This window comes from Capnocytophaga sp. oral taxon 335 str. F0486 (assembly GCF_000277665.1).
Classification (GTDB): Bacteria; Bacteroidota; Bacteroidia; order Flavobacteriales; family Flavobacteriaceae; genus Capnocytophaga; species Capnocytophaga ochracea.
On record NZ_AKFR01000037.1, the window covers coordinates 62,584 to 87,634 of the forward strand.

16 protein-coding genes and 1 rRNA gene are annotated in these 25,051 nt (G+C 40.1%); 11 read left to right on the forward strand and 6 right to left on the reverse strand.

Annotated features, from left to right (window positions below):
• Window positions 1-971: 971 nt before the first annotated feature.
• The 6 genes from ileS to HMPREF1320_RS10240 form a co-directional block, all read right to left on the reverse strand.
• Window positions 972-4,379 (reverse strand): isoleucine--tRNA ligase, encoded by a 3,408-nt coding sequence (ileS, locus tag HMPREF1320_RS10215; RefSeq protein WP_009418562.1) that lies wholly within the window; start codon window positions 4,377-4,379, stop codon window positions 972-974.
• 85 nt (window positions 4,380-4,464) lie between these two features.
• Window positions 4,465-5,112 carry a GNAT family N-acetyltransferase gene (locus tag HMPREF1320_RS10220; RefSeq protein WP_009418602.1) on the reverse strand — a complete coding sequence of 216 codons (648 nt, stop codon included), beginning with the start codon at window positions 5,110-5,112 and terminating at the stop codon, window positions 4,465-4,467.
• A gap of 152 nt (window positions 5,113-5,264) precedes the next feature.
• Window positions 5,265-7,739, reverse strand: coding sequence for a DUF4982 domain-containing protein (locus HMPREF1320_RS10225; RefSeq protein ID WP_009418578.1), 2,475 nt, complete (start codon window positions 7,737-7,739; stop codon window positions 5,265-5,267).
• A gap of 9 nt (window positions 7,740-7,748) precedes the next feature.
• Window positions 7,749-8,816 (reverse strand): restriction endonuclease subunit S, encoded by a 1,068-nt coding sequence (locus HMPREF1320_RS10820; protein WP_009418586.1) that lies wholly within the window; start codon window positions 8,814-8,816, stop codon window positions 7,749-7,751.
• Window positions 8,813-10,726, reverse strand: a complete 1,914-nt coding sequence (locus tag HMPREF1320_RS10235) for a class I SAM-dependent DNA methyltransferase (RefSeq protein WP_009418598.1) — start codon at window positions 10,724-10,726, stop codon at window positions 8,813-8,815. The genes HMPREF1320_RS10820 and HMPREF1320_RS10235 overlap by 4 nt, the downstream gene beginning before the upstream one ends.
• 64 nt (window positions 10,727-10,790) lie before the next feature.
• Window positions 10,791-11,789, reverse strand: a complete 999-nt coding sequence (locus HMPREF1320_RS10240) for a BtrH N-terminal domain-containing protein (RefSeq protein WP_034554552.1) — start codon at window positions 11,787-11,789, stop codon at window positions 10,791-10,793.
• 769 nt (window positions 11,790-12,558) lie between these two features.
• Between HMPREF1320_RS10240 and HMPREF1320_RS10245 the strand changes: the two genes are divergently transcribed.
• The 11 genes from HMPREF1320_RS10245 to HMPREF1320_RS10295 form a co-directional block, all read left to right on the forward strand.
• Window positions 12,559-13,392, forward strand: coding sequence for a glycoside hydrolase family 16 protein (locus HMPREF1320_RS10245; RefSeq protein ID WP_009418577.1), 834 nt, complete (start codon window positions 12,559-12,561; stop codon window positions 13,390-13,392).
• A gap of 93 nt (window positions 13,393-13,485) precedes the next feature.
• Window positions 13,486-13,869 carry a TraR/DksA family transcriptional regulator gene (locus tag HMPREF1320_RS10250; RefSeq protein WP_002673934.1) on the forward strand — a complete coding sequence of 128 codons (384 nt, stop codon included), beginning with the start codon at window positions 13,486-13,488 and terminating at the stop codon, window positions 13,867-13,869.
• Window positions 13,870-13,882: 13 nt separating this feature from the next.
• Window positions 13,883-14,467, forward strand: a complete 585-nt coding sequence (locus HMPREF1320_RS10255; protein ID WP_009418610.1) for a Crp/Fnr family transcriptional regulator — start codon at window positions 13,883-13,885, stop codon at window positions 14,465-14,467.
• 66 nt (window positions 14,468-14,533) lie between these two features.
• A complete protein-coding gene (locus tag HMPREF1320_RS10260; RefSeq protein WP_002673936.1) occupies window positions 14,534-14,920 on the forward strand; it encodes an START-like domain-containing protein in 387 nt (128 codons plus the stop codon).
• Between the two features lie 2 nt (window positions 14,921-14,922).
• A complete protein-coding gene (locus tag HMPREF1320_RS10265) occupies window positions 14,923-15,777 on the forward strand; it encodes an aminotransferase class IV (protein ID WP_009418584.1) in 855 nt (284 codons plus the stop codon).
• 40 nt (window positions 15,778-15,817) lie between these two features.
• Window positions 15,818-17,113: a tRNA lysidine(34) synthetase TilS gene (gene tilS / locus HMPREF1320_RS10270; RefSeq protein ID WP_009418604.1), complete on the forward strand. Its 1,296-nt coding sequence runs from the start codon at window positions 15,818-15,820 to the stop codon at window positions 17,111-17,113.
• 208 nt (window positions 17,114-17,321) lie between these two features.
• Window positions 17,322-20,033: a TonB-dependent receptor gene (locus HMPREF1320_RS10275; protein WP_009418612.1), complete on the forward strand. Its 2,712-nt coding sequence runs from the start codon at window positions 17,322-17,324 to the stop codon at window positions 20,031-20,033.
• A gap of 110 nt (window positions 20,034-20,143) precedes the next feature.
• Window positions 20,144-20,833, forward strand: coding sequence for a hypothetical protein (locus tag HMPREF1320_RS10280; RefSeq protein ID WP_009418622.1), 690 nt, complete (start codon window positions 20,144-20,146; stop codon window positions 20,831-20,833).
• 50 nt (window positions 20,834-20,883) lie between these two features.
• On the forward strand, window positions 20,884-22,698 hold the full coding sequence (locus HMPREF1320_RS10285) for a DUF5689 domain-containing protein (protein WP_009418592.1): 1,815 nt from the start codon (window positions 20,884-20,886) through the stop codon (window positions 22,696-22,698).
• A 167-nt stretch (window positions 22,699-22,865) separates the two neighbouring features.
• Window positions 22,866-24,470, forward strand: coding sequence for an L-lactate permease (locus tag HMPREF1320_RS10290; protein ID WP_009418564.1), 1,605 nt, complete (start codon window positions 22,866-22,868; stop codon window positions 24,468-24,470).
• Between the two features lie 442 nt (window positions 24,471-24,912).
• A 16S ribosomal RNA gene (locus HMPREF1320_RS10295) occupies window positions 24,913-25,051 on the forward strand; the annotation flags it as partial.

Sequence of the window (25,051 nt, forward strand, 5' to 3'; positions counted from 1 at the left end):
TTCAGATACAAATTTTAATTTCTTGAGCATTAAGCTTTCAAGTTGTAATGATAATGGTCAGTAATTTCTCTATTTTATTAACAATTTTCAAGTATGTGATGTATTAGGAATGTTTATATAATACAAGCATAGCCTAATGAGTTTATTTTTAACCCTCCTCTTTTAGTTAGAGAGAAAGAAAGTGCTGAGTGATTTATATAAATCACTCATTTATAACGCATTGAATAATGTTGCTTTTATAAGTTCCCTAAAAAGGGGAAGTGTTTTTTCCTTAGTTGCTGGGGCAAAGATACGGAATAAAGCGATAAGTTTTCAACAAAAACAAAATAGTTATCAACACAGTTATTAACAATTTTAGTGAACGTTTTGATAGTTATAAAGTTAGGACAAATACATTTTTATAAGTTATAAATGCTCTAAAAATTTCTGCCGTTGAACCTCACTTTTTTATCTTTCTGATTCTAAAAATAAAAGTTTTCAGTACCTAAACACTTTTTGAAATATACTTTTAATTAGAAAATGGGGTAAAAGCTAATAATGCCAGAAATACCAGAAATGCCAATAATACCACCAAGGGGAATGGGCGGGGCCGACTTTTCAGACGAGTCGGACAGTTTAGAGGAAGGGTTGGAGGATTCGGAAGGAAACGGAAAATAACGGAAGGACGTGTTGAGGTAAAAGGTAAAAAATGAGCTGTAAGATGGGTGGGGTTAGCTTATAGAGAGCTTATAGGAAGCTTATGCGAATCTTGGACGATTGGTATAGAAAGGGTATATAAGTAGTTAAGAATGAGGAGTTAAGAGTTAAGTAAAAAAGGCAGTTTTGAGGGTGATAAATCGAAAGAAAAGAGAAGAGAAATTGGAGAATTAGTCAATGAAAAAGCGCGATGTTTATCATTTTAAACATCGCGCTTTTCTTATCACTTTGCCAAAATCTAGGGATATTGGCAAAGTGTGTGACAGCTTGTTGTATTACGACCGGCTAACAACTATTCTTGTCGTTACTTCATCGAATGCTATTTCTTCACCCTCTGGCAGGCTATCTACAAAAGAGATGCTGTCAGTAAGGGTTTCGTTCTTGATGTAAGCTTCGTTGGCAGTTACTGCCTCTTGTAGGGCAGTGTGCGCTTGGAGGCGTATTTGTATGCGGTCGGTGATGTCGTAATCATTGTCCTTGCGGATATTCTGAATGCGGTTCACCAACTCGCGAGCGATACCTTCTTGGCGCAGTTCGGGGGTGATGTGAATATCTAATGCTACCAATAGACTACCAGCGGTGGCAACCAACCAGCCTTCTATATCTTGGGTGCTGATTTCTACATCGTCCAAACTCAAAGTAACCGTTTTGTCAGGCAGTTGCAAGCTGTACGTTTGTGCTTTTTCAAACTGTGCTATTTCCTGCTGACCAAATTCTTGTACCGCTGTGGCAATGGCTTTCATATCTTTACCAAACTTAGGTCCTAAGGTCTTGAAGTTCGGTTTGATTTGTTTTACCAATATACCTGAGGCATCTTCCAAAAGCTCTATTTCCTTCACATTCACCTCGTGCTTGATAAGATTTGCTACGGCTTCTATTTCAGCACGCTCAGTGGCGTTGGCTATCGGTATCATTATCTTTTGCAGTGGCTGACGCACCTTGATGCTTTCTTTCTTGCGCAATGATAGTACTAAGGACGAGATGGTCTGTGCTTTCTGCATCTTGCTTTCCAATGACTTATCGATGTAACTTTCGTTAGCCACAGGGAAATCAGTGAGGTGTACACTTTCTTTATTTTCTTTACCGGTAACGCTCACCAAGTCTTTGTACAATCTATCGGCATAGAAAGGCGCTACAGGAGCCATCAGTTTAGCGATGGTTATAAGGCAGGTGTAAAGCGTTTGGTAAGCGGCTATTTTATCGGTTTCGTATTCCCCTTTCCAGAAACGGCGGCGTGATAAGCGCACGTACCAGTTACTGAGGTTTTCTTGTACAAAATCGGAGATAGCACGGGTAGCGCGGGTAGGCTCATAATCGGCATAGAGCGCATCTACTTCTTTGATGAGGGTATTGAGTTCCGAAAGTATCCAGTGGTCTATTTCAGGGCGTTCAGCCAGTGGTATGTCAGCTTCAGCATAAGTAAAGCTGTCGGTATTGGCATAGAGCGCAAAGAATGAATAAGTGTTGTAGAGCGTACCGAAGAATTTACGGCGCACTTCGGCTACTCCTTCCAAGTCGAATTTGAGATTATCCCAAGGGTTAGCGTTAGAAATCATATACCAGCGAGTAGCATCGGCGCCATACTCGGCTATGGTAGTGAATGGGTCTACTGCATTGCCCAAGCGTTTGGACATCTTTTGTCCGTTCTTGTCGAGTACCAAACCGTTAGACACTACATTTTTGTACGCCACACTGTTGAATACCGAAGTACCAATCGCGTGAAGTGTATAGAACCAACCGCGTGTTTGGTCTACCCCTTCGGCTATAAAGTCGGCTGGGTAAGCAGTATGGTTATCGATAAATTCTTTATTTTCAAAAGGATAGTGCCATTGTGCATACGGCATAGACCCAGAATCGAACCATACGTCGATAAGGTCAGTTTCGCGGTGCATTGGCTTGCCCGAAGGCGACACGAGCACTATGTTATCTACGATATTTTTGTGTAAATCTACCTTGTCGTAATTGCTTTCGGACTTGTCGCCCACTACAAAATCTTTATAAGGGTCGGCAGTCATCACACCTGCCACGATAGCTTTTTGTATTTCGGCTTTTAGTTCTTCTACCGAACCTATGCAGATTTCCTCTTGTTTATCGGCTGTACGCCAAATAGGTAACGGGATCCCCCAATAGCGCGAACGTGAAAGGTTCCAGTCGTTAGCATTTTTAAGCCAGTTGCCAAAACGCCCTTCACCGGTAGCCTTAGGTTTCCAGTTGATGGTTTCATTGAGGTCGAACATACGCTCTTTGAAATCGGTTACACGTACGAACCAAGAGTCGAGCGGGTAGTACAACACGGGTTTATCAGTACGCCAGCAGTGCGGATAGCTGTGTACGTATTTTTCTACTTTGAAAGCCTTGTTTTCTTCTTTTAGGAGAATAGCCAGGCTCACATCCCACGATTTTTCAGGTGCTTGCCCTGCATCGTAATACTCATTTTTGATGTATTTACCGGCAAAAGCCTCAGGAATATTGTGTCCTGTGATAAATTTTCCTTGTAAATCTATTAACGGAATCAAATTGCCGTGCGCATCTTTTACGAGCATTGGGGGCACACCGTATTCTTTGGCTACACGGGCGTCGTCTGCACCAAAGGTAGGCGCAATATGCACGATACCCGTACCGTCATCGGTGGTAACAAAGTCACCTGCAATCACGCGGAAAGCTTGGTCAGCATTCTCGGCAGGAACACACCAAGGAATGAGTTGCTCGTAAGTAGTACCCACGAGGTCTGCGCCTTTGCATTCTCCTAATACTTGGTAAGGAATTGTCTTACTTTCAGGCGTATAAGCCGCTAAGGCTTGTGCATCGCCCTCTACGAATTTCTTGCTGAATTGTTTTGCCAAAAGCGGTTTGCCGATGATGATTGTTATCGGCTCAAAAGTATATTGATTGTAGGTTCTTACAAGTACATACTCAATCTCTTTACCCACGGCAAGAGCAGTGTTTGAAGGCAATGTCCAAGGGGTAGTCGTCCAAGCGAGGATATGGATAGGTTCGGTAGGGTCACCCAATGCTTTAGTTGCAGTTGTGGCTAATGCTTTTACTTTAAACTGTGCTACAACCGTAGTATCGCTCACATCGCGGTAGCAACCAGGTTGGTTGAGCTCGTGCGATGACAAGCCTGTCCCTGCCTTAGGTGAGTACGGCTGAATGGTGTAGCCTTTGTAGAGCAATCCTTTATTGTAGAGCTGTTTCAAAAGCCACCACACGCTTTCCATATATTTGGGTTTATAGGTGATATAAGGGTCTTCCATATCCACCCAGTAGCCTATTTTCTCGGTAAGGTCATTCCAGATATCGGTATAGCGCATCACGGCTTCTTTGCAAGCCTTGTTATAGTCCTCTACGCTTATTTTTTTGCCTATATCTTCTTTGGTAATGCCGAGTTCTTTCTCTACCCCGAGTTCTACAGGCAAGCCGTGGGTATCCCACCCCGCTTTGCGTTTTACTTGAAATCCTTTCTGAGTTTTATAGCGGCAGAAAATATCCTTAATAGAGCGCGCCATCACGTGGTGAATACCAGGCACCCCATTGGCAGATGGCGGTCCTTCAAAAAACACGAACGGAATAGCGCCATCACGTGAGGCGATACTCTGCTCAAAGATGTTAGCGGCTTTCCAGAAAGCCAATATTTCTTCTGCTATCTTAGTAAGGTCTAAGTGTTTGTACTCGTTGAATTTCATATAAAACAATAATTAATGATGAATGGTGAATGGTTAATATTGGCGCAAAAGTAGAAAAAAAGTTTCAAAGTACCAAGTTACTCTTCTAATCAGGATAGTCAGGTGCTTTATAGCGACTCTTTACTTCCACCAACATCGTCCAAACATCTACGCCTCCTATTTTGGTTTGGTGAATTTGCTCAAAACCGTGTTTTTGGTAGAAAGATACATTTGTTTCGGTATTAGTAACCAAACTAAGTTGGCTACCTCCTTCACGTGCTACTAAAGGCAAAACGGCTTCGTCTAAAAATCTACCTCCTATGTGTTTACCTTGCCACGCGGGAGTCACTACAAAACTCTCTAAATACCATCTGTTTTCAGAAGTTTGTTTTTTGGCGTGCTCGCTGCTCTTGTCTAAGAAGGGTAAAAAGCATTGAGTAGGTTTGGCATAACGCCAAAGCGCAAAAGCTCCTGAGCGTAGGTAATCCCAAAGGGTAATACGGGTATAGCGCAACGATTGCATCACTGCGACGGCTATAATTTCGTTGTTTTCTTCGGCTATCAAGCAATAGCCCTTGCGGATATTACTCATCACTTGTACATAATGCAATTTGTTCAGATAGTCGATATACTTGCTATCGGTAGTAAAAAAAGAGTTGAGCACCGCGCGATACATATTGTAATTAGCAAAAGCATCGGTGAGCACAGTGGCTACTTTGCGGGCATCGGCGGGAGAGGCAAGACGGTAGTTCATAAGTGGATGATTTGTAGATGAAAGTACAAAGATACAATATTTTTGTTAATGCACCAATTGTTCTTGGCTTTACCTCTACTATAAAAAACTTTGCCAAAGGCTCTTGTCCTTTGGCAAAGCATATAAAAATAACAGCATCTAATTTCTATGTTCTATTTTCTAACTTCTACTGAAATCTTTCCTTTTAGCGTTTTACTTTTTGCCTCAATACTAATTTCGCCTGCTTTTTCACCTGCTTGTACCATCATCACTAATTTTCCGTTGAATAGGTGCATTTTAGGTAAGTGAAAAGGGTCGGTGCAAGTAGCATCGCCATTGGCAGCAGCTTTATAAAAACCAGCACCTTTAACGCTGAACTGCACAAGGTCATTCACTGTTGGGCATAAATTGCCGTCCTTATCTACCGCTTCTACGGTGATGAAAGCGAGGTCTTTACTATTAGGGGTGAGCACTGTTTTGTGCTCAGTGCTAAGGCGCAAAGCATAAGGCTTGCCAGCGGTACGTATTTCTTTTTCGGCTACAGCCTTACCATTAGCATCGTAAGCTACTACTTTCACAGTACCAGGTTCGTACTTAGTATCCATCCACATTAGGCGGTAACGCTTTTGGCGGTTGAGGTCTGACGGATTTCTCTCTTGTTCTTTTTCTTCTAATTTCACCGAAAGGTCTTTACTGCGTTTCCCTTGACTTTTGCCATTGATAAACAATTCGGCGGAAGGATAATTAGTATAAACGAAGATAGGAGTTACTTCACCCTCGCGCCCTTCCCAATTCCAATGAGGGAGGATATGCAAGGTTTCGGCTTCCTTATTCCAATGCGAGCGGTAGAGATAGAAGCGATCTTTGGGTAGCCCAGCCAAATCTACTGCTCCAAAATAGGAACTATGGGAAGGCCATTCCACATAGTAAGGAGTAGGTTCACCGAGATAGTCGAAACCTGTCCAGATGAACTCTCCTACGGTATAAGGCAAATCCTCTTGATGTATCCAGTCGTCTTCGGGCAAGTTCGACCAACCGCAGTGTTCTACGTCATAAGACGACGATTGCATATCGGGGTATTTAGTCATTGATTTGCGCTCTACGGGGAACTTATACACCCCACGCGAGCTCACCGTTGAAGCGGTTTCACTACCCAAAATAAGCTGTTGTGGCAACTTGCGGTAAGCCTCTTTGTACTTAAACGGACGGTAATTAAAACCCATTAACTGCATCGTTGCTGCCATATTGTTTTTAAGCACATCGTGGGGTCTATCCATACCATTGCTCACGGGGCGGGTAGTATCGTATTTTTTGATGATATCTTGCAAATAGCGCGCTACTTGCGAGCCACTTTCTACGCTCTGTTCTTCCACCTCATTGCCGATGAACCACATCAGCACGCTAGGGTTGTTGCGGTAGTGTTTTACGAGGTTCGTAAGGTCTTTTTCAACCCATTCTTTGAAGTAAAGGTGATAACCGTTTTCCACTTTGGGGATAGCCCACTCATCAAAGCTCTCTACGGCGAGTAGCATACCCATTTCATCGGCAGCGCGCACATATTCAGGCGCGGGCATATTGTGCGAAGTGCGGATAGCATTCACACCCATATCCTGCATAATGCGTATTTGTCGGCGTATAGCACTCTCATTTACTGCCCCGCCCAGCGGACCTAAATCGTGGTGCATACACACCCCTTGAATTTTGATTTTGCGTCCGTTGAGGTACAGACCATCGTTAGGCTTGAGTTCGATAGAGCGAACCCCAAAAGTAGTGGTTACCTCATCTTTTACAGTATCACCTTCATAGAGCTTGGTAACCGCTTTATAGAGGTAAGGTTTACCGATGTCCCACAAGCGAGGATTATCAATATACAGCTCTGCTGAAATCTTATCGGTAGTGTAAGGAGTCGCTTTGGTATTAGCATACGCTACTCTTTCACCTTGATTATTGAAAATAACAGTTTCTGCCGCAACAGTAGTCTTCTTATCAGTTACAAACTCAGTATTTACTACTACTTTGGCGAAGTTATTTGTTATTTCGGGGGTGGTAATCTGTACGCCCCAAATAGGGATATGCGTCTTGTTTTTAGTGATGATATGCACATTGCGGTACAAGCCTGCCCCTGGATACCAACGCGACATCTGGGTAAGGTTGTTGAGTCGCACTGCCAAAGTGTTGTTATTAGCTTTTACGTAAGGAGTGATATCCAAGAAGAAAGTGTTGTAGCCGTTGTGCCATTCGCCGGCTTTTTGTCCGTTTACAAACACTTCGGGGTTACTCATCGCTCCGTCGAACTCTACAAACACTTGCTTATCAGACGTAAGTTCAGGCACGTTGAACTGCGTGCGGTACCAACCTACGCCTACAAAAGGCAGTCCGCCAGTACGCCCCGTGTGTTCAATAGCTGCTTTTTGTCCGTCCTGCTTGATAGCCGTGCGTTGGATATCGTTTTCTATATCAAAAGGACCATAGATAGCCCAATCGTGAGGCACAGTAACGCGTTGCCATTTCGCATCGTTGTAATTAGTTTGCGAGAACACTGGTTTGTCCTCACGGGTAAATTTCCACCCTTTTTCGAGGGTTTGCTGTTGTTGCGCCCAGCTTGTAGCGACAACGCCTAATAAAAGTAAAAGGTTGATTTTGTTCATTATTATAGGTTATTTCTTATAGTGATTTAATATACTATTTATCTTTATTTGTTCTTTTTGTTTTATATAGTTTTCCATAAAATTCCAATCAGGACTCCCTTTTTCATTAACAGGAAGAAGAATCTTTGTTCTATTTAATCTTCCTAAAGTAGCTCCATTACTACCCCAAGAGAATTTTTGCATTTGTAACTTCAATAAAGGAATTATAAATAAAGCAATATATTTGTTTAGATAAGGATTTCTTAGAATTTGAATATTTTGTCCAGTATAAAAGGGATTTTCTTGATAAAAAACAGTCTGAGTATCCAAGCCGATAGTAATAACATTTCCTTCATCTGCTTGATATATTGCTTTTTGCTTATTTACAAACATTTGGATACCATTATCAATGTTACTACGAGTAATGTATGGGGTATTTCCTTCTATTATGGAAAGTTTTTTTTTGTCTATACCACTTTTTGTAGCTTTGATATCAAAAACCCCATCTTCACCACCTATAAAAAATGATTTCCATTGTTTGTCTTTCAAATTTTGGTCTATAATGGTAATGTTAAGATTTTTATGAGTGTAATATGTGGTTAAAAGCTTTTTAAAAGTAAATTCCTTTTGCTTTATATAATTTTCCATAAAAAGCCAATCTGGGAGAGATTCATTATTTATGGGTAGTAACATTTTTTGTCTCCTTAATATAGAAGTAGATAATTGATAACCATAATGATATTTAAAAGCGAACTTCTTTATTATGGGTATTAAAAATTTTGCTGAATAAGAATTTAAATTGTATCCTTTTGGAGAAATACCATGTATTTTCATATCAAGACTTGAAAGGTTTTTTTGGTAAAATACACTCCCTAAAAAAGAGATACTAATGAAATTTTCAAAAGTTCTAAATTTATTACTTTCTACTCTATTAGTAAAAAGAGCTACTCCATTATTAATATCAGTAGCTGTTATTCTAGGAATATTACCTCCCTGCATTTCTTCTTTATTAAGTAAAGCTCCTGTAAAGATATAAAAAATATCACTTACTTTAAAGGATTTCCACTTTCTATTGTTTAAATTTAACGCTTCTTTCATAGTTTATTTTTTTCTTCAAAAAGATAAGCTCGCCCATGAGTGATCATATTCACTTCAAAAGTAAGGTAATCAGCTATTACTTTTTCAAAATCATCATCTACAGGTAGTTCATCATTGAAATAGTAAAAAGAATGTAACCATTCATCATCAGCCTCAATGGTAGTTTCTACACAGAATTTTGTCTCTGCCTCTTGCCTATCAAACCATACGTCAAGCAAATGCTGTTTTTTGTCTTTTGCCGATTGAGTTGCAATAAGTCCTATATGTTTTTGAACTTCAAAACCATCATTTTCAAAATTAATAAACTTAACTATTTTATTTTTATAGTGAGGTATTCCAGCTGTAAAAATTGCAATACAAGGGTTAGTACCTACCCCATAAAACGTATTTCTATTAAGAGTAATAACTCCTTCTAAAGTATGCTTTTTGAGAATATTTTTTTTAATTTCTTTCTCTTCTTTTGTTTTTCCTGTCACAGCCGATTGAGGAATAATTACAATAGCTTTTCCCTCGATAGTTAAAGAGTCTAATAAATGTTCCGTAAAAGCTATTTCATACAAGGTTGGATTTGTTTTTGAACCTTGTGAATAAGGTGGGTTCATCATTCCTATATTACAACCTTTTAATTGTAGTTGATGAGCATTTTGTTTTAAAAAATCTTCTTGTTCTAAATTACTTTTTCCATCCCCTCGTAAAATCATATTAGTGGTAGCAATAGTAAACATATAAGGTTGCATCTCTAATCCATGTAATTGTTGTTTTTTGATATTAGCCTGTAATTGTACATCTTGAGTTTGTTGCAACATATAGTGCATTGCTGAAATGAGAAAACCCGCCGTACCACAACAGGGATCAAGCACTGTGTCAGTGGATTTCAGTTGAATGAGTTCGCAAAAAAGTTCTGTAATGTGCTTAGGAGTAAGAACAATACCTAAAGATTGGGCATCACCACTTGAATAGGACATAAATTCGCTATAAAATCTTCCTATATAATCTTCAGCTGAAGAAATATATTTCATGTTATGATAAACATTAGAATCTAAAAATTCTGTATAGTGTTTTAAGGGTGTCTTACCTAAAGAGGTATTTATTTCGTTAATGGCTTTAGTGTCCTTAATAATCGTAAATTGGCTTAGCAATTTGTCTTTTTTTACTAATGGGGAAACTCGAGCTCTATCCAAGTTAGTTGCGATAGCATCATATATTTTTTCTCCATCAGTTTTCATACTATCCCCTGTAAGGGTATTAATTGAAAAACTGCCAAATTTTACTTCATTGAGAGCAAGGAGAATACCTGATACAATCAAAGGTTTGTCTTTATCTTGAATACTACCATAATCTCTCAAATCTTTATGTAATACTTTAGCATCTTTAAGAATTTCTTCTGTAGTTTTTTCTTGTGTAGTTTTTTCTTTTACAACACTTTGAATATAATATTCTTCAATGTTTTTTTCATTGAATAATGTAAAAGTTTCCACATCTTCTAATTCTTTATATTCTCCTCGTTCATTTATAAAAATAGGAGTTATTCGATGTCTTTTTTCATCACCTGAAATTCCAAAAGCTAAGATTTTTTTATATGAGGTATTCTTGATAAGATGCAAGCCATAGTGCAAAGCCCCGTTCAAAGCATAGTTAATGGTTCCATTTATATCTTGAGCAATAAGATTATTCTCATTTCGTTTTACATGTAAAGTAGTGTCCTTTTTATCTTCTATTACAAGTAAAAAATCTTTTACTGTAGCAATATATTCAGGACTGCCTTTTTCTCCATTTTTTTTCTTGGAGGCAGTTTTTAGAGCCTTATCTATCTCTAGTATGGAACTTCCTTGTGCTGTAGGTGTAATACCAGCTTCTTTAAGTAAATCATATACCCACAAATCAGTATTTGCTTCTATTTTCTTAGACATTTTCTTATTATTTTTTTTGGCAAAGATAAATCATAAAAACTATTTTTCCTAATTAAATTAATTCCTATTTCTTCACTTTCCGAAGTTTCTTAAAAAACGCTTCTTCTCTCTCGGCTATGGTGTACAACTGCTGTGAGAGGGCATTATACACATCGGCTTGGGTGCTACGGTTTTTGTATACGCGGGCTATGGCTACCGCAAAATCACGCCACGCATCGCCTATATCGGTAATTTCTTTAGAGAGTTCTAATAAAGCATCGTTTTTCAGGAGTTTACCTGCTTCTTGCAAAAAAGCACCGTAGATAAACCTAAATCCCGCACCCCCAGTACCTATCTCTTCCTGCATACGTATCAGCTGAGCAAGGTAGTGATTGGTAGTCTTCGCACCCAACTTGCGGTGCCATTTCAGTATATCCTTGCTGAGTTTCTTAATACCTGCCACGCCCACTATCGGTACAGGAGCGAGCATTGTACTGCACGTCTGCTTGATACCCTTCCATATTGCCTTTTCCAACTGAAGCTCTTTGGGTAAATGAGTAGGGTAGTAGAGGTGTCCTTTGGGTGCCAATACCCCATTGGCAAAACGCACTTTGCTGAGTTCCTCAGGCGTAAGAGTCGTAGTATAAGGAATCACAGGGTCGCTAATAAGGTACTTGCCGTCTTCTTTGCCATAAACCACTAAGTTATGCGCGTTAAAATGAAAGCGGTACTCATCGGGAAAATAAGGTAGGTTGAACACCCCCACTTGCAAGCCCGTAGGGATACCCTTGGCAAGATTGTTGTCGAGGACTTGTTCTGCCTTTTCGCGGGAAGAAAACTTTTGGCGTTTCACCTTAAATCCTAAACGTTTGGCTACTTTACTGAAAATGTGTCCCGGCATTGTGCGGTAACTAATAGCAGGTGCTTCGTTCACTCTTATCCAAGGAAAGTAGAAGAACAACAGTCCCGACCCAATCCCAAAGACCATCGGTTCACTCAGTTCTACTCCATTGAAGTGCAACAAATTAGATGCTACCCCGTTTTCACAGTGCGCCGACTGTTTATGTTCAAAATCTATTGTCATAGTGAGTAATAAAGCGCAAAGGTAGGGCATAATTAGCAAATGAGCAAATTTCACAATTTGCGAAAGCGCACAAATGTAAGAAAATTATCAGTGTGAATCAAGGTTTTGAGAAATAATTGTCTCTGATTTACAACCTCATAGTCGTTTTTTGCGTCACACATTCCCCCTCTTTGAGGTAGCCAGCGACAGTTGGGTATGTGTAAAGAAGGATGTTTCTTTCGACTTTCCGTCACTACATTCTCCTTTTTTCGTCGCTCTCTACTCGTCACTACGCCCCCTCTCCTTGGGAGAGGGACGGGGTGAGGATTCCTTTTCTTTCGCCTCGAAACCCCGTTTTTAACATTTTTAGGACTGTTGTATCATATTATGAACCAACCACTTATATACCCTTTCTATACCAATCGTCCAAGATTCGTACAAGCTTCCTATAAGCTCTCTATAAGCTAACCCCACCCATCTTACAGCTCATTTTTTACCTCTCTCCTAAATCACTCCTTCCGAATTCCTCCGTTTTCTTCCGATGGTTCTGATATGTCACTTTTTGCGGCTCGCACCTTTGCCAAAGTTAATCGCCCGTAGCTTTTCCGTCACCGCATTCTCCTTTTGAAAGAAGTCCGCAAGGTCGGGTGTTTATACAACAATAATGACCGTCGCTTCTCCCCCTAATGCCTATGGCCTATGGCCTAAGGCCTCACTTCTTCTTTTTGCTAATAAAAAATTATTTTGTACCTTTGCCCTTATATTTACATTTAATTAAAACAATATCAATATGAAAAACATATTTATTATTTTATGCGTGATGAGCATTAGCATAGCCTGCTCTCAGCAAGAAAAGGAAGACCCTTCAACAAAAGAAAATAACGATTATTTAAAAAAAGGAGGGTGGAAATTAGTTTGGGAAGACGATTTTAATCGCGATAATATCTTTGCTACCGGTATATGGTCAAAAATATCGGGGTGCCCAAAATCGGATGCCGATTGGTGCAAAACAATGAGTCAAGACCCTAGTTTGTTCGAGATAAAGAATGGCAATCTTATCCTTTTAGGCAAGCCTAGTGCCAACCCCGCCAAAGACAAGTCTAAATATATCACTGGGGGTGTTTCTACCAAGGACAAAAAATACTTCGAAAAAGGACGCTTAGAAATCCGTTGTAAGCTCGAAGCCACTCAAGGAGCCTGGCCTGCTATCTGGATGGTACCCAATGCTACTTGGCCTACGGGCGGTGAGATAGACATCGTCGAACGACTCAATTACGAGCCTTTTGTACACCATACGGTACACTCCACTTACACCCAAGCGGGCAAAAAAGACCCTACCAAGCGCACCCCTAAAAGCACCGCTACAGCTCCTATCAACCCCGATGATTATAACATCTATGCCGTAGAGCTCGACACCGATGAATTGCGCTTTTATGTAAACGGCAAACAAACTTTTAGTTATGCACGTGTCCCCGGAAAAGAAAGTGAAGGGCAATTCCCTTTTGCTCGCCCCTATATGTTGCGCATCGATATGCAATTAGGCGGTAGCTGGGTAGGCGAAGTAAAACCTTTTACCAAACCAGTAAGAATGTACGTAGATTGGGTGCGTTTTTATCAGAAATAATAATCCCAAATAAAAAAAATAACATTTTTATTTTGGTAGTTCTGAAAATAATAGTAATTTTACGCCCCAATTTTAATAAATACTATAATTTTTATGGAAGAAGGAAACATCAGAGTGCGCTATTCCGATAAGGAATTAGAAGAATTTAAAGCGCTTATAGAAGAAAAAATCAAAAAAGCACAAACCGATTTAGAGCTTATCAAGAGTTCATATATGAACAGTGCCACTAATGGTACCGACGATACATCTCCCACTTTCAAAGCCTTTGAAGAAGGCTCTAAGGTAACCAGCAAAGAGGAAAATACCGCATTGGCTATTCGCCAAGAAAAGTTCATACGCGACCTCAAGAATGCACTTATCCGTATCGAAAACAAAACCTATGGCATCTGTCGTGTAACAGGTAAACTCATCGATAAACGTCGCCTTATGGCAGTACCTCACGCTACTCTTAGCATCGAGGCTAAAAATATGCAATAGCCATACCCCAAAAATGACGCTCACCGAGTACCTACACCAAGAAACTCAAATCAACACCGAGACACTTGCTTTTATCAATAGCCTATTTGAGCAACAAGAGTACAAAAAGTACCACTTGTTGCTCAAAGAAGGCTCATATTCCAAGCAGTTGTTTTATGTTGAAAAGGGACTCTTGCGCCTGTTTTATAACAAAGAAGATAAAGACATTACCCACACCTTCCTTTTGGAACAAATGTTTTATTTTCCCGTAGAAAATATCTATTTCTCCCAGCCTTCACTCTTCTCTTTAGAAACGCTGGAAGACAGTGTAGTATGGGTAGCCTCTTTCCCCGAAGTAGAACGCGTAATAAACGAACACCAAGAACTCGAACGCCTAATGCGATTCCTATTAGTGTCAGCTATCAAATCGCTTACTGAACGCCTACATACTATAAAATTCCAAACTGCCCAAGAGCGGTATGACCTCCTCTTGTACACTTATCCTCAAATACTTCTGCGTGCCCCCTTAGGGCACATAGCTTCTCTATTAGGTATTACTCAACAAACCCTCAGCGTTATTCGTGGAGCAACTCGCACAGGTGATAAAGGGGTAAAATAATTTGCTATTTCAAAAAATAGTTGTATATTGCGCCCATCAAACAGTGTAATAATACCCTATTTGCCTATGCAAACAAAAGAAAAATATCAATTAGAAGTTACCGTAAACGCCTCTCCGCAATTGCTCTATCAATACATCTCCACTCCAGCAGGTCTCGCTTCGTGGTACGCCGACGATGTGCGCGCTAATGAAGAAATCTACACTTTTGTATGGAATGGAGTAGAAGAAGCAGCTCAGATATTGCGCAAAAAGTTGGACGACCATATTCGTTTCCATTGGGAAGACGATAACGACGCTTCTACTTATTTCGAAATTAAAATCAATGTGAATGATATGACTCAAGAAGTCTCCCTTATCATTACTGATTTTGCCCTCCCTAATGAAATAGAAGAAGCCAAACAGCTTTGGGAGCTCCAAATAAACGACCTTAAAGCTAAAATAGGAGCAAGCTAAATATGAAACTCAATTATAACGGTAACCTTATTACCGATAGCGATACTGTCTTAACTATTAAAAACCGTGCTTTCCTCTACGGCGATGGCGTGTTCGATACTTGCAAATACAGCTACCAAAAACTAATCTTTTGGGAAGAACACTACCTGCGCCTAATGGCAGGTATGCGTATCTTGCGTATGGATATCCCTATGGTATTCTCTATGGAGTACCTCGAAGACGAAATCCTTACACTTATTAAAGCCAATAGCCTCGAAAATAATCCGGTACGAGTGCGTATTACTGTTTTCCGTAAAGATGGGGGTAAGTATACGCCCATTACCAATGAGGTAGATTATATCATAGAAACCGAAGTGATGAACAATCCTTTCTATGTACTCAACGAAGAACCTTACGAGGTAGAACTCTTTAAAGACTTTTTTGTACAACCCGACCTCTTAGCAAATGTAAAGCATATTAATCGCACGGTGAACGTGTTAGGCAGTATCTTTGCCGAAGAAAACGACTATCAGAATTGCATCTTGCTCAACAGCAACAAGAGTATTGCAGGAATGCTGAACGGTAACCTCTTTGTAGTGCAAGGTAATACCTTAAAAACGCCCCCACTAACCGATGGAGCACTCAGTGGTATTACCCGCAAGATGCTTATCAAAACCCTTAATAAAACCGAAGACTACGAGGTGATAGAGACCTCTATTTCACCTTTTGAACTTCAAAAAGCCGACGAGCTGTTCTTTACCAATAGTCTTGTAGGGATTCAGCCCATCAGTCAGTATCGCAAAAAAGCATATCCTTGTACTACTGCCAAAAGCCTTATCGGTAAACTGAATACTAGTGCCCGATTTGGAGTGGTATAAGTGTGAGCCACACGGGCAATTAAAAAGAGGTGAATAAATTATGAATGTTGAGATTAAAAAACTTAAAGAGAAAAAAATATTGGTTGCCATTAGTGGCGGTATCGATAGCGTAGTACTCACACATTTACTGTACACTCACGGTATAGAAGTGCTTTTAGCACACTGCAACTTTCAATTGCGCGGAACAGAAAGTGACGACGATGAGGCTTTTGTACGCACTTTTGCTGCGGAGCTTGGCGTTCCTTTAGAAGTAAAGCGTTTTGATACACATCAATATGCGAGTTCTCATCAATTGAATACTCAGTTGGCAGCTCGCGAATTGCGCTATCAGTGGTTCGATGAGCTGGCAAGCACCCATTTCTGCGATGCTATCGCTACGGCTCATCACGCCAATGATAACCTCGAAACCTTCTTTATTAACCTTTCCAGAGGTAGTGGTTTAGAGGGGCTTTTAGGCATTCCAGAAGAAAAAGATACTATCATACGTCCGTTATTACAATTCTCTCGTCAGCAGATATACGAATATGCGCAAGCAAAACGCCTTAAATGGCGTGAAGACAGTAGTAATGAAACAAATAAATACGTGCGCAATGTAATTCGGCACGATATAATACCGAAATTAGCATTAGTACACCCTAATTATTTAGAGAATTTTAATCAAACGCAGGAATACTTACACCAATCAGCACGATTTATAGACTTTTATATAGGAAAACTCAAAGAAACTTGTTTTGAAGGACATAATCCTATACAAATAGACATAGAAAAACTACAAGTTGTTCCTGAATTGGACTTTGTTTTACATAAACTCTTCTACCCTTACGGATTTGGCAATGTAAAAGACCTCAAAAACCTATTGCTGAATGCCGAAGCGGGTAAACAAGTACTTTCGCCTACCCATATCCTCATAAAAGACAACACTTGTCTTTGGTTAAAACCAAATGAAGCAAAACGCAGTTTAAGTTTGCTGATTTCGGAAGATATGGCTGAGGTGTACGACCCCGTTCATCTTCGTTTTGAATTTATAGAGGGCAAGGTGAAAGTGAAAAATCCAATCCCTACTGAAATATATGTAGATGCCGACAAATTGCAATACCCACTTATGTTGCGCTATAAGAAAGAAGGCGATGTGTTTTATCCTTTTGGAATGAACAGTGAGAAGAAGCTCAGCAAGTTCTTTACCGATGAGAAATACACCCAAATAGAGCGCGAAGAGCAAGTGCTTTTATGCAGTGGTGAGGATATTGTGTGGGTGGTAGGCAAACGCTTAGACGACCGTTTTAAAATTACCAAAGATACCAAAAGAGCAGTAAAAATTAGCAAATTAGAGAATTAGTAAATTAAAAAATGGTGACGGAAAGTCGAAGGTAATGTGGTGGAAACTATTCTTTCGGGTGGGGTTTTCTTAAAGAAAATATAAAGCTATGACAGCTATAATACTCTATTTGACCTCTTTTAAAATAATTTTATTTCGTTTATTTTGCTATTTCATTTTTTTGTTGTACCTTTGGCACATATTTTAAAGAAATCAACCTCATAGTATTATGTTAAGGAAATTATATCTCTATGTGCTATTGTTCATATCGGTTTCGGCGTTTTCGCAAGTGAAAGTGGAAGGAACAGTGATAGATGAACTAAGCAGCAAGCCTTTGCAAGGGGTAAAAGTGCGTGTGAGCACTTCTCCGCGCGAAGCAGTTACCAATAGTAAAGGTAAGTATACGCTTCAATTGCCAGAAGGGGAACACTTGCTACTCTTCTCCCTTAGTGGTTATAGCAGTGCTGAGCAACTCATTTCATTAGGAGACACTCATCCTTACACCGTGCCTACGGTTTCCCTCTCGGGCGACTATCAGCAGGAAGCTGAGCAATTGGCAGTGATTACTGAAAGCGAACTAGAAGACGACGAAAGTGGTGCTGATGCGATGTCGGGACTTTTGCAAAGTTCACAAGACGTGTTTATGCGTAGGGCGGCTTTCGATTTCAGTTCGGTGTTCTTCAAACCTCGTGGTTATGACTCCAAAGACGTAACGGTGCTCATTAACGGTATCCCGATGAACCGACTTGAAAACGGTCGTGCCCAATGGGCGAATTGGGGAGGGCTTAACGACATCACTCGCAACCAAGAAATGAGCAACGGATTGGTAAAATCCGACTATACTTTTGGGGGATTGATGGGCTCTAACTACATCAATATACGTCCGTCGCTTAATCGTGCAGGACTTCGCATAACAACTTCTGCCAGCAACCGCAGTTATACCGGTAGGCTTATGGCTACTTACAACTCGGGTGTACAGCGCAACGGATTGGCGTATATGGTTTCGGCTTCACGCAGGTTTGCGCCTCAGGGTAGTTGGGTAGACGGTACGCTCTACAACGCTTATGCTTTTGCAGCAGGAATAGAATATCAGCTTAATAACTATAGTAGCTTTAACCTTATAGGTATGTTTTCGCCGGTGAAGCGCGGTAAGACCTCGCCACTAACTCGTGAGGTACTTGATTTGATGGGCTACCAATACAATCCTTTTTGGGGTAAACAAAATGGCGACAAGCGCAATTCGCGTAACCGTATCGTTTCAGAGCCTATCTTCGTTTTGTCTTATAACTATTTGAAAAACGACACGCGCCTGAATGTGGACTTGGGTTATCAGTTTGGTGAAATAGGTAATACGCGTATTAGTTATTCGAATGCTCAAAATCCTGAGCCTAATTACTATAAACTTCTGCCAAGTTATTACCTAAACCAAAACCCTTCTGACCCCACGATGGCAGCCTTACAGAAAGACTATTTCTTAACACATTCACAACTGGACTGGGAAGAGCTTTATCGGGCGAACTACAACACTACCGATAAGCGCAGTGCTTTTATTGTGAGCAATGATATCAATCGCGAACGCACGTTCTCAGCCAATGTGAACTTTTCTATGCCTATTCACGAAAACATCAAATGGACATCGGGTGTAGTGTACCGCAATGTTTCTTCGGATAACTTTGCTGAAGTAGACGATTTGCTTGGCGGTGATTACTTTATGAACTACGATTACTTTGAAGGAAAGCCTTACAATGCCGATGAAACAGATATGAAGAAAAAGCAAGGCGACAAGTGGAATTACTTTTATGCGCTTAAAAGCAATGTAGCTGAAGCTTTCTCGCAGTTTGAATTTACGTTTAAAAACGTCGAGTTATTTGTAGCAGGACGTTACCATTATACTGATATCCAACGCGAAGGTAAGTTCAACTATCCTCTCTATGCTGATTCTTACGGAAAGGGTGCTATGCAAGTGCAAAACGGAATGAGTACCAAAGCTGGACTTACCTACGCACTTACTGGTCGGCATTTGTTACAAGCGAACGTGGGCTATTTTAATACACCACAATCGCTACGCAATATCTATGCAAATGTGCGCAATTCTAATCGCTTGTTGCCTAATATCAAGAACGAATTGGCTTACACTGCCGATGCGAGTTATATTTTGCGTATGCCTTACCTAAAAGGACGCCTTACAGGATTCTTTACCGAGATAGAGAATACTGCGGAAACAAACTTCTTCTATACTGAAACGGCTCTTACTGATGAAATAGACAGAGACTTTGTGGCTCAAACGGTAGAAGGCATCAAGAAGCGCCATTTTGGGTTGGAGTTTGGAGCGGAAGCACAACTTATACCTACTCTTAAACTTACGGCAGTAGCTTCGGTAGGACAATATACTTACATCAATAATCCGTCGCTTTACATTTCATCAGGAGAGGTGAACAAGGCTATTGATGAGGTAACGATGAAGAATTATCACGTGCCCAGCGGTCCGCAACAAGCCTATTCATTAGGTTTGGAATATCGCCACCCTAAGTATTGGTGGATAGGAGCAACGGCTAATTTCTTGGCACAAAACTACGTATCGTTATCGGCTTTGAACCGCACTTCGCAGTTCTTTATAGACCCAACCACGAAAGTGCCTTTTACTAATATTGATACTGACTTAGCTCGGAAGCTTCTCAAACAAGAACGTTTGGACGATGTATTCTTGGTAAATCTTGTGGGTGGTAAGTCGTGGAGACTCAACAAAACCTATGTAAGCCTAATGGTGAGTGTGAATAACTTGTTTGACACTCAATTCCTTTCAGGAGGATTTGAGCAATCGCGCACTGCCAATTATGGCAAGATGGTACAGGACAACGCACAAGACGTGCCTTCGTTTGGCAATCGTTACTTTGTGGGTTACGGACGTACTTATATGGTGAACTTAGCGGTGAGCCTTTGAAAAGGTAAAAGATAAAAGGTAAAGTTTTAAAAGTAGCCTTGCCTACTTAGTGGGCAATTGTAGAGTAAGAACAAAACAAAACGTTGTTCATTTGAACATTAATAAATATAATGAATAAAAAATCTATTTTCAGAAGAGGAGCTTTAGCGTTCCTTGTAGTAACTACTGTATTAGTAAGTTGCTCTAAAGACAATAATTCAAACCCTGACCCCAACAATCCTAAAGGGACACCCTATATGATTTTTACCACTGATAAAAAGGCGGGGAGCGAAATAACGCTGACAATAAACGCCAAAGAAGCAGATAAAAAAGATGTGTGGGTAGACTTAAACAACAATGGTGTGTACGACAGTGGTACTGATGTTCGCCTAAGTGCTACTACAGCAAAGTATAAGCTACAGGGCAATACTGTGAGAGTTTACGGTAAGGTAACGACTTTCTATTGTAATGATAATGAAGTGACTTCGTTAGATGTAACTCGCAATACTGTATTGGAGAGATTGAATATGAGCCATAATAAAATAAAAGAAGTGAACTTGCACAATAACACTGAGCTTGTTTATTTGAAAGTATCGGCTTTGCCTCTTGAAGGCTTAGATCTTACCACTAATAAAAAGCTGAAAGAATTACGCTTTAATCTTACCTTTTCTGGTCAAAAACTCAAGAAAGTTGTGAGTACTATGCACGAAAACGGCGGGGGCACTGTTTATATGAACCCAAGAGTTAAAGACAATCCAGAAGAGCAAGCTACAATGCAAACGTTGAGAAACAAGAAATGGACTATAGGGCATTGCGAATAAGCAAACCTTAAAATAAAACAAAACACTGATAACTGTAAACTTATAGCCATATGAAACTAAACGTATTAAAACCAGTGGCGATAGCCCTACTTACGGCATTCGCTATTACATCGTGTGTAAAGGACGACGATTATGACATTCCCGATCCTAACGGGAAAAAGCCACTGCCTGACTATAGCGGTCAAGTAGTAAGTTTTGCTAACGTACTCACAAAGGTAACTGCCTCAGTGGCTACCTATACTGCTGATGAAGCTATTGAGGGGTATGTAATATCTAGTGATGAAGGAGGTAACTTCTACAGGAAAATCTACATACAGAACGCTGATAAGAATCAAGGACTTTCAGTAGCGATTGACAAAAGTGGTCTTTATACCGAGTTCCCCGTAGGAGCTAAAGTACAATTGCGCTTGAAAGACCTTACCACTCAGCTTAACAATAGTGCTATAGAGGTAGGTCACGGCACTTATACTGCCAAAAGCGGAAGAGTGAGTGTAGGCACAATGGCTGAGGCGATTTATAAAAAACACTTGTTTGACACAGGTGAGCGCAAGACAGTTGCCGAATTAGCCAAAGTGAGTAACTCTATACAAGAAGTATCTACCGAAGCATACGTAGACCAGCTCATTACCCTTAAAGGGGTACATTTCCCTACTGATGCCGTAGGTAAAACACTTTATGACAAGAGCAATGCCCTTGGAGGCGCCACTAATTACAAGCTTACCGATGCAAATGGGAAGACCATTATCTTCAGAACTAGCAGTTATGCTAAGTTTAAAGACGAGAAAGTGCCTGCCGGTGAAGTGGAAGTAACAGGAGTGCTTACTAAATTCAACAAAGACTACCAATTTATGATAAGCAATTATGCTGATTTGGTAGTAAAAGGAGGTACTTCTACCAGTACACAAACTGGTACACAAACCTCTACGACTGTTGAGACCTTAGAAGCGAGCAATGCTACTGTAGCTGATTATGTAGTAGGCAAAACCGTAAAACTACACGGTACGACAGTAGTAAAAAGCGGAAGAACCTATATTATTTTCAAAGATGGTACTGAAATACAAGTGTTTTCAGCTAAGGGCGTAACTATTTCAGATGCAGCTAAAGAAAAATTGGCAACAGAAGGTTATGAAATAAACGTTACAGGAGCCTTTACTGATTATGCCCTTAAAAATGGTACTGTTGTAAAAGAAATACTGTACAGCAAAGAAAGTGATATAGAATTTATAAAAGCACCTGCTGCGATTACTTACGTAGATATAGACGCTACAACCGCTACTCTTGCCAGTGATTACCAAGTGGGTAAGCACGTAAATTTAAAGAATGCCACTCTAAAAGTTGAAGGAGGAAAATCTTACGTTGTTTTCTCTGATGGTAATAAAATACAGTTGTACTCTCCTAATCTTAAATCTTTTAGTAAAGACGCTCAAACTAAATTGGGTACTGACGGACAAAAGCTCACTTCAATTAAAGGAAAATTTGAAGATTATAGTGTAAATGGAAATACCGTACATCAATTGGTTTATGCTGTGGAAGGTGATATCGTATTTGGGGCAACTCCAAATATTCCTGAGTTAAATGCCTCTACAGCCACTGTCGCTGATTTTCAAATAGGGAAAGTAGTAAAACTCACAGGAAATATCACATTAAAAAATGGTAGATCAACAATAGTATTTACTACAGATAATACCGAAATACAGCTTACTACTAAAGGTTACAATGATTTACCAGATGAATTTAAAACCAAAATCAGCACAGAAGGTAAAAAAGTCATTGTAAAAGGAACCTTTGCACAGTTTAAAGATAAGAAAAAGAATACCTTCAAACAACTTAGATACGACTCTACCGACGATGTTCAATTCCCTTAAAAGAAATTTAAACATTTTTCATTGTTAGAAAAAGAGTGAGCCTCCAAAAAGGGCTCACTCTTTTTTTGTCTTTGCTATTTCGCTTGAAAACATATTTCTTTCGTAATATTTGCATATTAAATAAAAAGCACTATCTTTGCCCTCAAAAGAAAATAAAAAAGAAACCTATGGCTTTATTTCTTAGCGTACTTCCGATAGTACTACTCATCTATTTGATGGTTAAAAAGAACGCACTTCCCTCGTATATAGCACTCCCGCTTATTGCAGGATTGGTGTATGTGTTGCACCTAACTTATTTTGAAGGCTCTTTTGTAGCCGTAAATGCTAACTTTATTAAGGCTATCATATCGGTAGCTACGCCTATTACGGTAATATTTGGGGCGGTGCTCTTCAACCGAATGATGGAGATGACAGGGGCAATGAATGTGTTGCGCCGTTGGTTAGGCAACATCAGTCCGAATCCTGTGGCACAGCTGATGATTATAGGCTGGGCTTTTGCCTTTATGATTGAAGGAGCCAGTGGTTTTGGTACGCCTGCGGCTATCGCAGCACCTTTATTGGTAGGATTAGGCTTCAAGCCGTTGCAAGTTGCCATTCTCGCACTTATTATGAACTCGGTACCCGTATCGTTTGGAGCAGTGGGCACCCCTACGTGGTTTGGTTTTGGTACGCTTATCGGTAATGGAGCTATTTCTGACACTGAGCTTTCCGACATAGGTAGGATTACGGCTATTGTGCATCTGTTTGCTGCTTTTGTAATTCCTGTGATGGCACTCAAGGTGATTGTATCTTGGCAACAGATACGCCGAAATATAGTTTTTATACTCATTAGTATTCTTTCGTGTACGGTGCCTTACGTGGTTATTGCGTGGTTCAATTACGAGTTCCCCGCTTTGGTAGGAGGGGCTATTGGGCTCTTTATCTCGGTGGGCATTGCAAGCAAAGGAATAGGACTATCTAAAACTGACAACCGTGAAGTGCATCACGAGAAGGTAAAAGCTTCAGAACTTATCAAAGCCCTTTTTCCTACGGCTTCACTCATTATCATTTTAGCACTTACCCGCATTAAACAACTTCCACTAAAAGCACTTTTGAATGATACAACTGAGTGGTTTACTATAAAATTGGGTTATCTGGGCGATTTTGAGGTTACTAAAGGACTCATTTTTTCACTGAATAATATTTTTGCTACGGGCGAAAACGAGAGCTATAAACTGTTCTACGTGCCTGCACTCATTCCGTTTGTCGTTACAGTACTCATTTCCATTCCGTTATTCTCGCTGAAATGGAAGCAAACCAAAGAGCTTTTTTCGGCTAGTTTTGTGCAGATACAGAAGCCTTTCTTGGCTTTGGTAGGTGCGCTTATTATGGTAAATGTAATGCTGATGGGAGGTGAAAACTCTATGGTGCAAATTATCGGTCGTGGATTGGCACAAGCCACAGGCAGTCACTGGACGATTTTTTCATCGTATTTAGGAGCGGTAGGGTCTTTCTTTTCAGGTTCTAACACCGTATCGAACCTTACTTTTGGAGCCGTGCAATACTCGGTTGCTAATACCACAGGACTTTCGGTACCTCTGATACTCGCCTTGCAATCAGTAGGGGGAGCGATGGGTAATATGGTGTGTATCAATAATATTATCGCGGTATGTTCAGTATTAGGCATTGATAAAGCCGAAGGGAAAATAATGAAAATTACCGTTGTACCTATGATGGTATATGGAGTGATAGCTGCGCTGGTAGCATATCTTGTTATTCCGCTGATATTCTGATAGGTAAAGGGATATTGCTATAATTTATAACAAAGCTCTTTTGTTTTTAAAATTTTTAGATGTATATTTTTAGTAGCCTATCGCGCTACAACTCCATAGGGGAGTTTTTTGTAGCTCATATCTATCCTTTTTCTTATTCGTGCGACTTGTGTCTCGGATATTTTTAGAGTTTTTTAACCATTTTTTAGGGACTAATATAAAAATACATATCTAATTATCAAGTAACTAAAAACTTTTTCAAAAAAAATTGTATAAAAATTTTGGAGGTAAGGAAAAAGGTTATACCTTTGCACCCGCAAAAGAGGATAGTAATGCCTCTGGAGCGGAAAGAAACAACACGTACCTTGACATAATGTTGTACAGCACAAAGAAAGATTTAAAGGATTGAGTGAAACCTGAAGTCAATAACTTGAAGATCGGTTAGAAGATATAAAAGATTTTAACGATGAAGAGTTTGATCCTGGCTCAGGATGAACGCTAGCGGCAGGCCTAACACATGCAAGTCGAGGGGGAAGTTACTTTCGGGTAACAGAGACCGGCGTACGGGTGCGTAACGCGTATACAATCTGCCTTTCACTGGG

Coding starts and splice junctions, on each gene's coding strand:
- ileS (WP_009418562.1), bottom strand. CDS start 4,379: ATGAAATTCAACGAGTACAAACACTTAGACCTTACTAAGATAGCAGAA.
- HMPREF1320_RS10220 (WP_009418602.1), bottom strand. CDS start 5,112: ATGAACTACCGTCTTGCCTCTCCCGCCGATGCCCGCAAAGTAGCCACT.
- HMPREF1320_RS10225 (WP_009418578.1), bottom strand. CDS start 7,739: ATGAACAAAATCAACCTTTTACTTTTATTAGGCGTTGTCGCTACAAGC.
- HMPREF1320_RS10820 (WP_009418586.1), bottom strand. CDS start 8,816: ATGAAAGAAGCGTTAAATTTAAACAATAGAAAGTGGAAATCCTTTAAA.
- HMPREF1320_RS10235 (WP_009418598.1), bottom strand. CDS start 10,726: ATGTCTAAGAAAATAGAAGCAAATACTGATTTGTGGGTATATGATTTA.
- HMPREF1320_RS10240 (WP_034554552.1), bottom strand. CDS start 11,789: ATGACAATAGATTTTGAACATAAACAGTCGGCGCACTGTGAAAACGGG.
- HMPREF1320_RS10245 (WP_009418577.1), top strand. CDS start 12,559: ATGAAAAACATATTTATTATTTTATGCGTGATGAGCATTAGCATAGCC.
- HMPREF1320_RS10250 (WP_002673934.1), top strand. CDS start 13,486: ATGGAAGAAGGAAACATCAGAGTGCGCTATTCCGATAAGGAATTAGAA.
- HMPREF1320_RS10255 (WP_009418610.1), top strand. CDS start 13,883: ATGACGCTCACCGAGTACCTACACCAAGAAACTCAAATCAACACCGAG.
- HMPREF1320_RS10260 (WP_002673936.1), top strand. CDS start 14,534: ATGCAAACAAAAGAAAAATATCAATTAGAAGTTACCGTAAACGCCTCT.
- HMPREF1320_RS10265 (WP_009418584.1), top strand. CDS start 14,923: ATGAAACTCAATTATAACGGTAACCTTATTACCGATAGCGATACTGTC.
- tilS (WP_009418604.1), top strand. CDS start 15,818: ATGAATGTTGAGATTAAAAAACTTAAAGAGAAAAAAATATTGGTTGCC.
- HMPREF1320_RS10275 (WP_009418612.1), top strand. CDS start 17,322: ATGTTAAGGAAATTATATCTCTATGTGCTATTGTTCATATCGGTTTCG.
- HMPREF1320_RS10280 (WP_009418622.1), top strand. CDS start 20,144: ATGAATAAAAAATCTATTTTCAGAAGAGGAGCTTTAGCGTTCCTTGTA.
- HMPREF1320_RS10285 (WP_009418592.1), top strand. CDS start 20,884: ATGAAACTAAACGTATTAAAACCAGTGGCGATAGCCCTACTTACGGCA.
- HMPREF1320_RS10290 (WP_009418564.1), top strand. CDS start 22,866: ATGGCTTTATTTCTTAGCGTACTTCCGATAGTACTACTCATCTATTTG.